Annotated in this window: 14 protein-coding genes; all 14 read right to left on the bottom strand. The window is 40.9% G+C overall.

Annotated features, from left to right (window positions below):
• Positions 1-69: 69 nt before the first annotated feature.
• Entirely contained in the window at positions 70-1,341 is a 1,272-nt protein-coding gene (locus tag J2S11_RS19075; RefSeq protein ID WP_307397331.1) for a M24 family metallopeptidase, read from the bottom strand.
• Positions 1,342-1,380: 39 nt separating this feature from the next.
• Positions 1,381-2,607 carry an aminopeptidase P family protein gene (locus J2S11_RS19070; RefSeq protein ID WP_307397329.1) on the bottom strand — a complete coding sequence of 409 codons (1,227 nt, stop codon included), beginning with the start codon at positions 2,605-2,607 and terminating at the stop codon, positions 1,381-1,383.
• Between the two features lie 9 nt (positions 2,608-2,616).
• Entirely contained in the window at positions 2,617-3,999 is a 1,383-nt protein-coding gene (locus J2S11_RS19065; protein WP_307397327.1) for a Sapep family Mn(2+)-dependent dipeptidase, read from the bottom strand.
• Between the two features lie 14 nt (positions 4,000-4,013).
• Positions 4,014-4,988: an ABC transporter ATP-binding protein gene (locus J2S11_RS19060; RefSeq protein ID WP_370875570.1), complete on the bottom strand. Its 975-nt coding sequence runs from the start codon at positions 4,986-4,988 to the stop codon at positions 4,014-4,016.
• Positions 4,960-6,027 carry an ABC transporter ATP-binding protein gene (locus J2S11_RS19055; protein WP_370875569.1) on the bottom strand — a complete coding sequence of 356 codons (1,068 nt, stop codon included), beginning with the start codon at positions 6,025-6,027 and terminating at the stop codon, positions 4,960-4,962. Before J2S11_RS19055 ends, J2S11_RS19060 begins: the two co-directional genes overlap by 29 nt.
• 3 nt (positions 6,028-6,030) lie before the next feature.
• Positions 6,031-6,945 carry an ABC transporter permease gene (locus J2S11_RS19050; RefSeq protein WP_307397320.1) on the bottom strand — a complete coding sequence of 305 codons (915 nt, stop codon included), beginning with the start codon at positions 6,943-6,945 and terminating at the stop codon, positions 6,031-6,033.
• Positions 6,946-6,958: 13 nt separating this feature from the next.
• Positions 6,959-7,876 (bottom strand): ABC transporter permease, encoded by a 918-nt coding sequence (locus J2S11_RS19045; RefSeq protein ID WP_307397318.1) that lies wholly within the window; start codon positions 7,874-7,876, stop codon positions 6,959-6,961.
• Between the two features lie 86 nt (positions 7,877-7,962).
• Entirely contained in the window at positions 7,963-9,651 is a 1,689-nt protein-coding gene (locus tag J2S11_RS19040) for a peptide ABC transporter substrate-binding protein (protein WP_307397316.1), read from the bottom strand.
• 339 nt (positions 9,652-9,990) lie between these two features.
• A complete protein-coding gene (locus J2S11_RS19035) occupies positions 9,991-10,704 on the bottom strand; it encodes a polymer-forming cytoskeletal protein (RefSeq protein ID WP_307397314.1) in 714 nt (237 codons plus the stop codon).
• An 18-nt stretch (positions 10,705-10,722) separates the two neighbouring features.
• The gene (locus J2S11_RS19030; RefSeq protein WP_307397312.1) at positions 10,723-11,358 is read right to left on the bottom strand and encodes a DUF4004 family protein; all 636 of its coding nucleotides are present in this window, start codon (positions 11,356-11,358) and stop codon (positions 10,723-10,725) included.
• 296 nt (positions 11,359-11,654) lie between these two features.
• Positions 11,655-12,701, bottom strand: coding sequence for a Delta(5) desaturase DesA (desA, locus tag J2S11_RS19025; protein WP_307397310.1), 1,047 nt, complete (start codon positions 12,699-12,701; stop codon positions 11,655-11,657).
• Positions 12,702-12,759: 58 nt separating this feature from the next.
• Positions 12,760-13,410 (bottom strand): hypothetical protein, encoded by a 651-nt coding sequence (locus J2S11_RS19020; protein ID WP_307397308.1) that lies wholly within the window; start codon positions 13,408-13,410, stop codon positions 12,760-12,762.
• Between the two features lie 13 nt (positions 13,411-13,423).
• On the bottom strand, positions 13,424-13,819 hold the full coding sequence (locus J2S11_RS19015) for a permease prefix domain 1-containing protein (protein ID WP_307397306.1): 396 nt from the start codon (positions 13,817-13,819) through the stop codon (positions 13,424-13,426).
• Positions 13,819-14,166 (bottom strand): PadR family transcriptional regulator, encoded by a 348-nt coding sequence (locus tag J2S11_RS19010; protein ID WP_307397304.1) that lies wholly within the window; start codon positions 14,164-14,166, stop codon positions 13,819-13,821. Before J2S11_RS19010 ends, J2S11_RS19015 begins: the two co-directional genes overlap by 1 nt.
• Positions 14,167-14,410 lie beyond the last annotated feature (244 nt).

The raw sequence follows: 14,410 nt of genomic DNA, 5'->3' as shown, positions 1-14,410 counted from the left end.
ATTTATCGGTTTAGCAGGACCTAGGTCTCTCTTTGTTCCTAGTACCTACTGGAAATTCTCTCTTTTCTATTAGCGAATTAAATAGAAGGTTTCCTGTCTTGGAGTTAAATAATCTGCATGCTGTTCGTAAACGGCGACAGGCTGCTCTAAATACATGTATGTTTCTTGCTCCCACTCAGGGATATAAGCCTTAATATTAAATTCCAGAGCATACGCTGATCTGCTTACGACCTGAATATCTCCCTTAAAAGGAATCTTTCTTTGCTGGTCATACAAGCCTATTGTCGGCCCTGCCTCATGACAATGCGGCCCCAGCGGGTGAGAATAAAGCATGGCTTGAATAGATTCCTCTTTTGACTCTGCGATACTTTTTTCAAACACTTCGTTACCAGATAAACCTGGTTTCAGGTAGGACATCACGATATCCTCCATCACTAGCGCTTGCTCAAAGGCGTCACGCAGACCCTGAGGGGCTTCTAGCTCTCCCTGCTTAAGCACATACGCTAGTTGCTGTGTATCTGTAGCTAATCCCAAATATTCTAAGCCAAAGTCCAGATGAACAATATCCCCGGGCATAATGACTGCCGGAGCAAGCCGATCTACCTCAGCACCCTTACGTTGAATGTCCACTGTGGGATAGAAAGATGTTTTTAGTCCTAAATCAAGCACCTTTTGTCTAATCCAATCTACAACATCTCTGGTCGATGTAATTCCTGGATAAATAACCTCATTTGAGAGAGCTTTTTTGGCTAGATTACTCGTTAAATCAGCTAAGAAAGGATAGGTTACCATTTCTTCTTCACTTCTTTTTAGGAACCAATGGATCACTAATTCCTCTGCTGAAACAAGTCTTTCTGACCAACTGCTCCCAAGAGACTCCAGCAGCGTTTCGTATAAAGAGTGAGTCAAGCCATCAGCCACAGCAATATGTGCGGACATATTAATTCCAATTTTAGCTGGATTTTTTTCCTCAACCAGTGTTCTTAACCGTTCCCACTGTGTCTCCTCCTGCCTGTTCCAAATGAAGGAATACAGCCCAGCTAGAGCTGGATGGGGAGAACCAATTAAATAACGGCTTACCTCTTGCGTCTCCTTATCTAATACAAACACAAAGATAGATAAACGTCTGGAGCTGTCATGCTCGCAAGGTGTAAGCGACTCTACTACCGGGTCCTCGTTATATTCCTTACTTACTACAATCCACATCGGAAGATCAGCTTTTTCCATAGCTTCCTTTAGCACTGTATCCAGACGAATACCTAGCCATTGATCTCTAATCGCTTCCTGCTTCGCTAGCGGTAAGATACCCACAGAACGATCATCGCTTTGAATATTCAACAACGTAGACCCCTCCTTTTTTTCGTTCATAAAAAAATTGTATTAACCCCTTGCCATTAACTGTTCGATATCCTCTATTTCCTTTACAAGATGCTCAGTTAGATTTATATTACCATTCTCTGTAACAGCCACCATATCCTCTATCCGTACACCGATCTGCTCCTCCTGAATATATAGACCAGGCTCTATCGTCAAGACCATACCGGGTTTAAGAACGGTATCCTCCTCCAGCACACCAACATCATGTGTATCTAATCCGATGGCATGCCCTACTTGGTGGAAATAGTAGTCTTCTAGCTTATTATGCTCATGGAGGACATTCAGTTTTTGGCATGCTTTTCCTAATAAAGCTTTAGCGTACTCATTTAGCTCACCGTACGTCACCCCAGGCTTAAGATATGAAATTAATCCTTTTTGAACGTGTAATACGGCTGAGTAGATCTGCTTCTGTCGTTCGGTAAAGCGTCCACTGGCCGGAAAAACCCTTGTACAATCGCAATGATACTGTTCTATCTCTACGTCTATATCCATTAGAATTAAGTCATTTCCCTCTATGATAGAATCGTTATCAAGATAATGAAGAATCGTTGCGTTTTGGCCTGCTGCAAGAATGGTTTTATAATGACCGGGCTTTAGCCCGTTGGACTTCATTACATAATCGTGAAAGGCTTCCACCTGATACTCATAAAGGCCGGGTTTGCTTTTCTTTATCGCTTCCTGCACTCCTAAAGCAGCCACTTTACTGACCTGAGATAGCTTTTCGATCTCTTCGGGCTCCTTAAAGCTTCTCAAAAAGGATAGCTTTTCATGAATACACTCAATATGCTCTGTTTCAAACGCTAGATTAAAATGCGTACACAGCTCTCTTAACTGTCCATCCTTTATATTCATCCATATAGGTAGATAGCTATATTCATATAGAAGATAATCCCACACTCGCTGTAGCTCGCCAAGGTCAAAAATATGCTCAACTCCTGATATTTGAGCAGCTGAGTCTTTATCAAGCTGCTTGCCATCCCACGCTTGCTTAACTGGATCAAGTTCAGGAATAAGTAAAAACTCCTTCACTTCTGCATGCTCTATGCATAACATAAGCACCAGGTTTGGCTCGCTTAATCCAGTTAAATAATAAAACATTTTATTTGGTCTAAAATCGTACGTCTCCTGTGAAGAAACCCTAGCTTTCACCCCCGAATGGAGGAGGACAATACCGTATTCTAAAAGCTTGGCTACTTTTTTTCGATTCTGAATAAAAAAGGTTTTCTCCATGCCCGTCACCTACTCGATTTTTGCCACAAGCGCATAGATGGCGTTAGCATAAATTTGAATCCAGTCCTGTACGACCTTAAGCTCCACATGCTCGTTTGCTTCATGAGCATTAAGAGGCTTCCCTGGAATAAGCGCACCAAAGGCTACTGTGTTGGGAAAAGCTCTTGCATAGGTGCCTCCAGAAATGGATAAAGGCTCATCCTGACGATTAAAATAGCTCGTGTAAACATGCATTAGCTTCGTAATAAACGGATCATCCTTAGGAACGAAGATGGGTGCTTTGTGCTCCACTACACTCCAAGTAAACGAGCTAGACGCTAGCTTACCTCTCACTCGATCCAATATCTCCTCTAGCTGTAGTGATGAAGGGTAACGTATATTGCTCACTAAATTGACTCTAAAGCTGTTCCATTCAAGAACACAAGGAGCAAGAGTTAGCTCTCCAGAGATTTCGTCGGACAGCTGACAATCATGTCCTGCACCGTTTGAATCCTGTACATACGTCTTGTAAAAGTCAATGACCTCTCTAAAGCCATCATTTTTCGGAAGACACTGCTTTAAATAGGTTAATAGAATATGAATCGCATTTGTCTCTACGTTTGGATCACTTGTACGACCTGCTACTCCCTTTGCTGTAATAAGGATCCTTCCGTCAGATTGCAGCTCTATGGAAATCTGATCAGTGCTTTTAAAAGCTTCAATAGAAGATTCATGAGAAAGCTGGATAACAGCTTTGGCTACTCCAGGTGTCACATTATGCCTTTCACCAGCCTGTACTTCTTTAACAATAGAAGCAATTGAGGCTTGTTCCCTTTGCTTTTCATAGCCTAATGTCAAAATTCCCTTCTCGCTATTCGTCACAGGGAAACAGCCGTCTGGTGTAAAGGCAATAGTTGGTGGCTTTTCTTTTTGCTTATAATAAGCGATATCCTGCCATGAGCTTTCCTCATCAGTACCGATAATTAGACGCACTCTTTTATTCCACTGGATATTTTGATCTGCTAGAAGCTTCATAGCGTATAAAACGGCCATCGCTGGTCCTTTATCATCTAAGGTTCCTCTACCCCATATGGAGCCGTCATGGATCTCTGCTGAATATGGAGCAAAACGCCAAGCTGAATGATCTCCTTCAGGGACAACGTCTATATGCACAAGAATGCCTAGCTCTTCATCCCCTTCACCCATCTCTACAATCCCCACATACCGATCTATATCACGTACAGTAAAGCCTAATTGCTTGGCATGCCCTAAGAAGAAATCCAATGCTTTTCCAATCTGCTCACCAAATGGATTTCCTTCGGTAGGCGCCGCTTTCACGCTGGGGATACGGATTAGTTCCTGTAGCGATTCAATACATTGTCTATACTGTTCCTCACTTACTCTAAATTTCATGGAATTTCCTCCTCTTAGACATGAATACAAGAAACCCAGTGTCCAGGAATGACTTCACGAAATTCTGGAACCTCCTTAGCACACTCTGCTGTAGCGATTGGGCATCTTGTTCTGAACGGACAGCCTGTCGGGATATTCATTGGACTTGGTAGATCACCTGTCAGCTGAATCGGATCTCTTTGCTCTTCAGCTATTGGATCTGGAATAGGAATAGCAGACATTAGCGCCTTGGTGTATGGATGTAGCGGATTCGTATACAGCTCTTCTGTAGGAGCAAGCTCAATCAGCTTTCCTAAATACATCACGCCCACCCGATCAGAAATATGCCGAACCATTGATAGATCGTGAGCAATAAACAGATATGTTAGCTTTAGCTTTTTCTGTAGTTCGTCCAACAGATTGATAACCTGTGCTTGAATCGATACATCCAAGGCCGAAATGGGTTCATCACAGACGATAAACCTTGGCTCAACAGCAAGTGCTCGTGCGATTCCTATCCTTTGCCTCTGTCCTCCACTAAATTCATGAGGAAAACGGCTTAGATGTTCTTCATTCAGACCCACTAATTTGATGAGCTCACGTACCCGCTCCAGCTTTTCCTTGCCCTTCATCAGTTGATGAATATCGATTCCTTCACCAATCAACTCACCAACGGTCATCCTTGGATTGAGAGAGGAATAGGGATCTTGAAAGATCATTTGAGCGTCTCTCGTAAAGGCCAGCTTTTCTTTCTTGTTCATCTTTGTCAAAGGCCGTCCATCAAATACAACCTCACCATCAGTTAGCTCATAAATACCTTTTATGGCCCGACCTGTCGTGGACTTTCCACAGCCAGATTCTCCAACAATTCCGAGTGTTTCCCCTTCAAAAATATCAAAGGATACATCATCTACAGCCTTGAGCACAGCTCCGCCATTCATCCGAAAGTGCTTCTTTAATCCTTTAACCTCAAGTAGTTTCTTAGAATGTTGTGGACTGCCCATGCTCATTCCTCCCTTCTGCCTCACGCTCTGCCATAATCTGATCTAACCTTTCCTTGGCATAGGGATGGTGCAGCCAACAGGCGGCTTGGTGTCCAGCTCCATGCTCAGAAAGCTCTGGCTGCTGCTCGTAGCAGATCTCCATGGCGTACTCACAGCGGCTAGCAAAGGCACAGCCTACGGGTGGAGACACTAAGTTAGGCGGTGTACCAGGAATGGACTTCAAGGGATCCTTTTTATTGGAATCTATCCGTGGGATAGCTCTTAATAAGCCCCAGGTGTACGGATGCTTCGCTCTATAAAACAAATCATGCTTTTCAGCGATTTCAACCGGTTTACCGGCATACATCACAATAATACGTTCTGCCATTCTTGCTACGACGCCTAAATCATGGGTAATTAAGATAATCGATGTGCCTAGCTCTTCATTTAAGTTTTTCATCAAGTTTAAAATCTGAGCCTGAATGGTTACATCCAAAGCGGTTGTTGGCTCATCTGCAATGAGAAGCTTAGGCTCACACGCTAACGCAATAGCAATCATGACACGCTGCCTCATTCCGCCACTAAACTCATGTGGATACTGCTCTAGTCTGTCCTCTGGAGTTGGAATTCCAACCAAACGCAGTAGCTCGATGACACGTGCTCGTACCTGTTCCTTATTCAGCTTCGTATGCTTTTCAATTCCTTCGGCAATTTGTCTGCCAATTTTCATTGTTGGATTGAGTGAAGTCATCGGGTCCTGGAAGATCATAGCCATCTTAGAGCCTTTGATTTTCTCCATCTTCTTTTTAGAGTAGGCAGAAATATCCTCACCCTCTAGAATGACGCTCCCATTTTTATATCGAGTAGGGGGTGTAGGTAAAAGCTTCATGATGCCTTGTACCGTTACACTTTTTCCACTTCCGGATTCACCAACAATGGCGATCGCTTCACCACGGTGAACGTCAAAGGAAATTCCCCGTACAGCCTGAACCTCTCCAGCGTATGTGTCAAAGGATATTTGTAAATCCTTTACCTCAAGCACCTTTTCCTTTTTCACTTTTCTCACCCTCTACTTTCTTAATTTCGGATCAAGCGCATCCCTAAGACCATCCCCTAATAATTGCAGGGAAAGCATCGTTATACTGATAAAAAATGCAGGAATCAATAGCTGATAGGGATGAATTTGCATGACAGATGTCCCCAGATTAGCGAGCTGCCCCCAACTAGTCATCGGAGGCTTTACACCTATTCCGATAAAGCTAAGAAACGCCTCAGAGAAAATAGCGGCAGGAATAGCCATCGTTAACGATACGATAATAACGCCTAACGTATTTGGAATTAGATGCTTAAAGATTAATCGAAAGGAGCTTGCTCCTAATGAAATAGCTGAGATAATAAATTCTTCATTCTTTAATTGCATAATTTGACCCCGAACCAGACGGGCCATCTCAAGCCAGCCTGTTATCGCTATGGCAATTACAATCGGGATAATACCAGCTCCCATGATGACCATAATTAAAATAACAAAAATTAAATATGGAATGGAAATCATCACATCGATAAAGCGCATGATGATCATATCAATTCTTCCACCGTAAAATCCTGCTATGCCTCCAACTACTACACCTATAACCGTTTGGAAGAAAGCAGCGACGATACCGATAGCTAATGAAACACGGGCTCCTACCCAAACCCTAGCCCACATGTCTCGACCTAATGAGTCTGTTCCAAACCAATGCTCGGCACTTGGCGGCTGATTGGTAAAGGAGAGATTGTTAACATTGTAGCTATACGGTGTGAGCATCGGGCCAATAATAGCCATGATCGATAGACCTATTAGAAAGAAAAGGGAAGTCATCGCTATCTTGTTCGCCTTTAAACGACGCCAAACATCCTGCCAATAGCTCATGCTCGGCCTTACAATTTCCTCGCTTTTTTGCTCATTTAAGCCTATATGCCGAAACTTATCCTTAGATATTTCCACTTTGTGCACCCCCTTATTTTCTCGCCCGTATACGTGGATCAACTAAACCGTAGGAAAGATCAACTAACAGATTCATCACAACTAAAAACGCACCAAAGAAAATCGTTAACCCCATGATCATGGTGTAATCTAACGTTTGCATGCTCTGTACGTAGTGACGACCAAGCCCTGGTATAGCGAAAATCTGTTCAATAACAAACGTACCTGTTACAAGGCGAGCCACAAGCGGGCCTAAAACAGTTAAAACAGGGAGTAAAGCGTTCCTAATTTGGTGACGCATTGTAATTTGTGCCTGTGAAAGTCCTTTTGCGTCGGCCGTTTTCACATAATCTAAAGAAACGATATCAAGCATACTGGTTCTCATCAGACGTGCAATTAGGGCTACGCTTCCTAAGGCTAGAGCACAGGCAGGAAGTATGGTGTATTCAAAGCCAAGCCACTGTGCCACAGGAAACCACTGAAGACGAACAGCAAATACATATTGGAATAAGGCTCCGATAATAAAGCTTGGGACGGAGATACCAATAATTGCAATAAGCATACTGATATAATCCAGTGCTTTATTATGCTGTAAGGCAGATATAATGCCTAATATCAATCCTATGATTAACGAAATAACTAAAGCGATTAAGCCTAACTCCATAGATTTAGGAAAAGCGTTGGCAATGACCTGATTTACCGTCTGGTTTTTATACGTTAAGGAATAACCCAAATCGCCCTGCACTAAGTTCCCTAGATATTGAAAGAATTGAATATAGACAGGCTTATCTAGACCGTAGTACTCGATCATATTCTGTCTAGTTTCATCCGGTAGCTTGGGATCTAGGAATGGATCTCCTGGAAGAAGCTTAACTAGGAAGAAGGTTGCAACGACAAGGATAAAAATAGTTAAAAGTGCAATAAAGATACGCTGCAAAAAATACTTGGCCATAGGCTCACTTCCTTTCGTAGGAAAAAGAAAATGAGAGAGAAGCAACAGCTTAAGAAGCTGTTTGCTTCCCTCTATCATTAATCTCTTTATCTAAATTCAGCAAAAATGAAATCAATTTCTGCTCCGATATGGTTCATTTTCACGTTTTCTAGGTTGTCTGCTTTCGCATAAGCACCACCTGCGAAAAATACTGTAGTCACAGGACCATGCTCAACAAGGTGTTGCTCAGTCATAAACAATAGATCTCCACGAAGCTCAACATCCGCTTTTGCATTCGCTTCAGCTACTAATCCATCATAGATTTCGTCTTGGAAGCCAGTGGTGTTGTATCCGCTTGAGCTTGTAAAGATATCTAAATAGGTCATTGGGTCATTAAAGTCTGGTCCCCAGCCCCCCCACATCATCTGATAATTGGAATCCAGCATCATTTGTAGTCTTTGGCTATGTGGAGCTACACTAATATCAATGCTAATCCCTAGATTTTGAGCTAGCATATCCTGAATCGCCTCAGAGATAATGCGATCATCAGGACGATCACTCGCTAGGAATTCAATTGTTGGGATGTCATCCTTTGATTTTCCAAGTTCACTTAACGCTGCTTCTAAATACTCTTCTGCTTTCGCCACATCAACCTGAGCTGGGAATGGACTGAAAGGATACTCTTCTCCAAAATCTGTTTCTTTTCCTAGTGTTGTAGGCATAACATAACGCTGAGCTGGAGAAGACCCGTTCTTCAATACTCCATTCACTAAGCCTTCACGATCAATAGCATGAGAGATGGCTTTTCTGAAGTTTGCATTTCTTAGGAACTCCCCAACCTCACTATCGAAGTTGTATTGTACGAATTGAACCGTTCCTTTATTGTAGAAGTTTGCTTTGCCTTCACTTTCATACTTCTCGATATACTCACGACCAATTAATACTAAGTCAATATTTCCTGTTTCAAACATTCCAGAAGCCGTACCGTCATCAGGAACGATATTAATCTCAACCTTTTCTAGGGTGATAGCGTCACTGTTCCAATAGTTTGGATTTTTTTCTAGCGTTAATGACTCCTGGTGCTTCCACTCCGTTAATACAAATGGTCCGTTATACAGCATTTTATTTGGATCTGCTGCGTATTCTTGTCCAAATTCCTCTACCGCACCAGCGTTAGATGGTAAGTATGATAGGAAGCTCATTAACGATAAGAATTGCTTTGTCGGTGATACTAGCGTAAATTCAAGAGTGTTTGCGTCAATGACGTTTACTCCAACCTGCTCCGCATCTGTGATATCTCCCTCATTAAAGGCTTGAGCATTTTCCACATAGTAGCCTACATACGCATATGGAGATTGAGTAGCAGGGTCGATAAGTCGAATGAACGAGTCTTTAAAATCCTCTGCTGTCAGCTCTGTTCCGTCACTCCATACGGAATCTCTCAAGTGGAATGTATACGTAAGACCATCCTCTGAGACCTCCCACTCTTCAGCAATACCAGGAATGATTTCCCCATCGTGGAAGCGTACTAGCCCTTCTAATACAGCGTTATTCACAATCATGGAGTATCCATCTGTCCCCACTTGTGGGTCTAGATTTGTAGGTTCCTCCTGAATAACCATACGTAAAAGCTGCTCAGCTGAACCAGTCTCTGTATTCGATTCTGTTTCCCCAGTTGAGTTATTTTCTGTTCCTTCCGTAGCGTTTTGATCAGCAGGTGTTTCCGCTGTACACCCAACAAGCGCTACCGTAAATACGATCATTAATGCGAGTAACCATCGAGAATTTTTCAACACTGTAATTCCTCCCCTTTTGTCTTCAATCTTCTTAAGCTACTTGTAGCCAGGGTTCCCCCTATTTTTGTTTCAATAACACTTAAAAATAAGTTATATTTTATAATAAAATTTAAGTGTCACTTAACTTATTAAAAAGATTACCACTTTCATTCTTTATAGTCAATTCATTGTTTAAAAATTATTTAGTGATTTTACAAAAATCAGATAGCTTTCGAGGTTATTGGATACATTTTCCCCCTATATAGAACAACAAACAAAGCAAAAATAAAAAGACTTTTCCAAAGCTGTATATATCAGCTTCCGAGAAAAGTCTTTTTCTAAAACTCACTATGTTTATCCTTAGACCTTCTTACTCTCTTGTACAACAGAATTTTTATGCTTGCTAATCGTACCGCTATACTCTACGATTCCAATATTACAGTTTTCTCCGATAACCACATTTTTACCACAAACTTTATCTGCTTCTGTATTTTCAAGCTCAATATCGTCTCCTTCAATCAACTCAACTTTCAGGTTTGTCTTAAAGAAGGCTTGAAATATGCTTAGAACCTTTCGTTGGCGCTTAACGACAATTTTTTGTCCACCAATTTCTCGCGCATTTGATTGACCATAAAGAACTGCATCTACATGATCAGCACTTAAAAGGCCATTAATCTTGAATGCACCCTCTAGCTTAAAATCGTCAACCTCACAATTTCCTCCAGCCTTTAACCGTCCTTTTACATTCATCTTCTCACCCTGAACAAACCCACCAACAGTTATCGATCCATTGACTTCAAAGCTTTTAAAAATAAGCTCGTGTTGAAGCTTAGTAGCACCATCTAGTCTTCCATCCTCCACCTCAACCTTGCCATCTATGCTAGCTGAGCCATTGACTCGAAATGCTTCACTTTTAATATCTCCATGGACCGTTCCAGCCCCATTCAGGTCAAATTCCTGACAATCTACATCCCCATCAATCGTCCCTTTTCCATTTACATGTACTTTATCAAATTCACCGCCACTGGCGCTGCCAATTCCTTGAATGCTTAGCTTATTTTTTGTTGTTGTCATGAATTTTGTATCTCCTTTCTAAAATAAGATCATTTTTATTTCTTCCATGTAGTCCATTAAAAAAACGTGGGCCAAAAGCTCTGTTTCTCTTTCTGTATAAACTCTATCAGTATGTGTAAGAAGGAGAGCACTTGTGACATCTTGCTTACGGATCACAATAAGGCTTGGCGAGCTCTTCTTAAGCTGATCAATATCCTCTAATAGCTCGTGTTGAAGCAGGAGCTCGATGATCATTTTACCAACCAGTGGACTTATCCCCTTAATCTGTAGACTCTTTTCCACTATACAGAGGATAAGAATAGATCGTGTACTGAAGCTCTCTATCTCTATAACTTGTTTAAAAAGCTGAACAGTCTTCTCGGAGGCTATTCCCTGCTGAATGACCTCATCCTCAGTCATATTTAATTCAGAAAGTTTGGGTGAGAATAGGCTGGCTAATTCATCAAGAGACAGCTTATCCTTCATCAATTGAATTTTGTCTATTCGTTCTAGTATTTTATCCTTGGGAAAAAAGGTCTCCTGACCCGTGAAGGTTGATTTCCGAATAAACCAATCCTCTGGTATTAAATTCTTCCGCTTCCACCTGTATAGCTGACCATAGGAAATGCCCGTCTGCTGAAGAATATCCTTCTTAGATATTAGTTCTTCATTCAATTCTAACTACTCCCTTCTCATCCAATGTAACATAACACTGTTACGTTGTAAAGGGAGTGTTTCACTACTTTTTTACTACTTAAACCTAGGATTAACCTATCATGCCTTGGCAAGCCTGTATCCCATATAAGAAAAGCTTCTATTAAAGCCCTCTCGAAGAGGTTGTCTAGTCCATCATTAGAGGAAGCTTTCCATGCAGCCAGCCAGAAAGTATAAAAACATCCCTCAGCTCTAGGCATTTTAGGATGTTTTCATGAATGTGTATTCTGTTGACGCCCTTCTCTCTTAGAGCCTCTCTAGCTCGCAGATTTTGTTTTTTCAATAGGCGGGGTAATAAATTGATTAGTAGCTAGCCCTTTTTTAAACTGCTGAAAGCTAATAAATTGCTTATTGGCTTCATCCCACAAACGAAAGCGAATCGCTTGTAAGCTGCCCAAAATCGTGATTGTTGTAACGTGCTGTAACGGTGGGGTATTTGTATGAGCTGATTCCAAGTAATAGTTTGGAACCCTAGGGCTTAAATGATGCACGTGATGATAGCCAATGTTACCTGTTATCCACTGCAAAACCTTTGGTAGCTTATAATAGGAGCTCCCATCTGTAGCCGCTTTAACATAGCTCCACTCATCGTCATGCTCAAAATACGTTTCCTCAAACTGATGCTGCACATAGAACAACCATATTCCCGCTGCTCCCGAGATCAAGAAGATAGGTCCATGAATCAGTAGGAAAGCTTGCCAGCCAATAGCCCAGCATAACAGGGCCGTTACACCTACAATGATGATATTAGTCAGATACGTATTTAGACGTTCCGCTTTCCTAGCTTTCGGTCTATTAAATCTATTTTTGAACAGGAACATAAAGATCGGCCCTAATCCAAACATAACAAATGGATTTCTATACATCCGATAGGCCATACGCGTCCAAATCGATGCCGTCATATACTCCTCTACAGTTAGGATCCAGATATCCCCTACTCCTCTTTTGTCTAAATTACTGCTAGTAGCATGATGAATATTGTGCTCATTCTTCCATTTATGGTAAGGAAAAAACGTCAAGACACCAGTGATGGTCCCTAATATTTCATTGGCTACTCGGTTCTTAAAAAAAGAATGATGACAGCAATCATGAAACAGAATAAATACTCGGATTAAAAAGCCAGCAGCCAGCACAGCTAAAGGTAGGGTTAACCAATACGAAACATCTAAGCTTAGATACGCTAAGTACCAAAGAACAAAAAATGGAATAAGGGTGTTGCAAACTTGCCAAATACTTGCCTTCAAATTCGATTTCTCATAGGGTGCAACTTCCTTGAGCAAATGACGATGAGTTTGATTGTGCATGAATTTCCTCCCTTAGGTGTTTATTTATTTTGTTTTTGTTTAACATACTTAAAGCTGACTATTCCTCTACAGGTGTACGATCATGCTTTTTTACGTAAAAATAATACATGCTTAACGGCCACCATAACACAGCAAACATAGGATATACCGCCCAAATTGTATGTGGTGTTGAAACCACGTTTACTGTGGTGAAAAACAGGATGACAAAGGTAGCAGCGACAACGGAAAATCGGAAGTACTCTTTTTTCCTGACGTAGTATAACGTTAATGGCCACCACAAAATTGCAAAAGCTGGATAGATAGCCCATGGATATGAGTGACCCATGACATTGTTCAATATGACGTAATATAGGACTATACTTGTACTCGCTACTAGAGCAAACGTAACGGTTCCTGCTTTTCTTCCAATGAAGGCTGAGATCGGCCACCAAATGATCGGAAAAACAGCATAAATGAACCAAGGGTAGGAAGGACTATGAACCATATTAACCGTTACAAGAAATCCTATTAGAAAAGCACTTGCTAACACGGCCTGAAGCTTATATTGTCTATTATTAATAAAAACAATATTCATAATCAGCAGCAAAATACCAAAAGCAGGATAGATAAACCATATGAAAAGGGTGCTAGTAAGAAGATTAACAACCAATAAAAAGAGAATGGTCATGATTCCTCCTGCTACTACAAAGCCTACTTTAGATTTATCCACTTATGAAACCTCCTCATCTCGATCGCAGCCAATAATAAAATAAGGATAAAGGCCACCATAATACTACAAATGTAGGATATACAAACCAAATATGATTAGGCGTATAATAAAGGTTGATAAAAACGAATAGTAAGATAATTAGTGCGCTTCCCCATAAGGAGAACCCTAAATTATATTTGGAGGTATTTTTCTTTGGATGTCGTTCCCCTAGCTCTTTCTTGATCTCTTCAATATCACCAAATTCAACAAGAGCTTTATTAATAGCATCCTCTTCAGCCTTCCCTTGCTCCATTAAATCAAAGACTTTCTCCTCTAGATTTTCTACGATTTCTTCCTTGATTTTCTCTCGTTTTTCGCTTTTGGGTACACCCTTGAATAGCTCATCTATATGCTGTTTGATTCTCTTCACTATAACCCCTCCATAAACAAATCAATGATTTCCTTAGTTTCATGCCACTCATGAATGGTTTCCCTGAGGTAGGCTTTGCCTAATGAAGTGATACGATAGTACTTCCGCTTTCCTCCATATGAGATATCACCATAGTAGGATTCGATAAGTTCCTTACGTTCAAGCCTTTGAAACACAGCATATAAAGTGGCTTCTTTTATGTGAAATCTATTTTTTGTTCGTAAACTGATTTCCTTAGAGATCTCATAGCCATATTGATCTCTTTCCAGAATCAGGCGCAATATAATCGGCTCTAAATGTCCACGAATAATATCACTTCGAATGACGAACCCCTCCCTGCTTACCACCGAAAATTACTCTATTAGATAGAATAATCATAACTCACATTACTCTACCTGTCAAAGTAATTATTAAAAATATATTATGTAAGAAGCAAATCATTACTGTTTTCAGCTTTCTAATCATTATTCTATGTGACAGAGTAATAGTACAGCATATTACTCTACCTGTCAAAGTAATTATTAAAAATATATTATGTAAGAAGCAAATCATTACTGTTTTCAGCTTTCTAATCATTATTCTATGTGACAG

Source organism: Bacillus horti, assembly GCF_030813115.1.
GTDB classification, from domain to species: Bacteria; Bacillota; Bacilli; order Caldalkalibacillales; family JCM-10596; genus Bacillus_CH; species Bacillus_CH horti.
This window is presented reverse-complemented; position numbering and strand designations above follow the sequence as displayed.

Coding starts and splice junctions, on each gene's coding strand:
- J2S11_RS19045 (WP_307397318.1), bottom strand. CDS start 7,876: ATGGCCAAGTATTTTTTGCAGCGTATCTTTATTGCACTTTTAACTATT.
- J2S11_RS19060 (WP_370875570.1), bottom strand. CDS start 4,988: ATGAGCATGGGCAGTCCACAACATTCTAAGAAACTACTTGAGGTTAAA.
- J2S11_RS19070 (WP_307397329.1), bottom strand. CDS start 2,607: ATGGAGAAAACCTTTTTTATTCAGAATCGAAAAAAAGTAGCCAAGCTT.
- J2S11_RS19065 (WP_307397327.1), bottom strand. CDS start 3,999: ATGAAATTTAGAGTAAGTGAGGAACAGTATAGACAATGTATTGAATCG.
- desA (WP_307397310.1), bottom strand. CDS start 12,701: ATGCACAATCAAACTCATCGTCATTTGCTCAAGGAAGTTGCACCCTAT.
- J2S11_RS19035 (WP_307397314.1), bottom strand. CDS start 10,704: ATGACAACAACAAAAAATAAGCTAAGCATTCAAGGAATTGGCAGCGCC.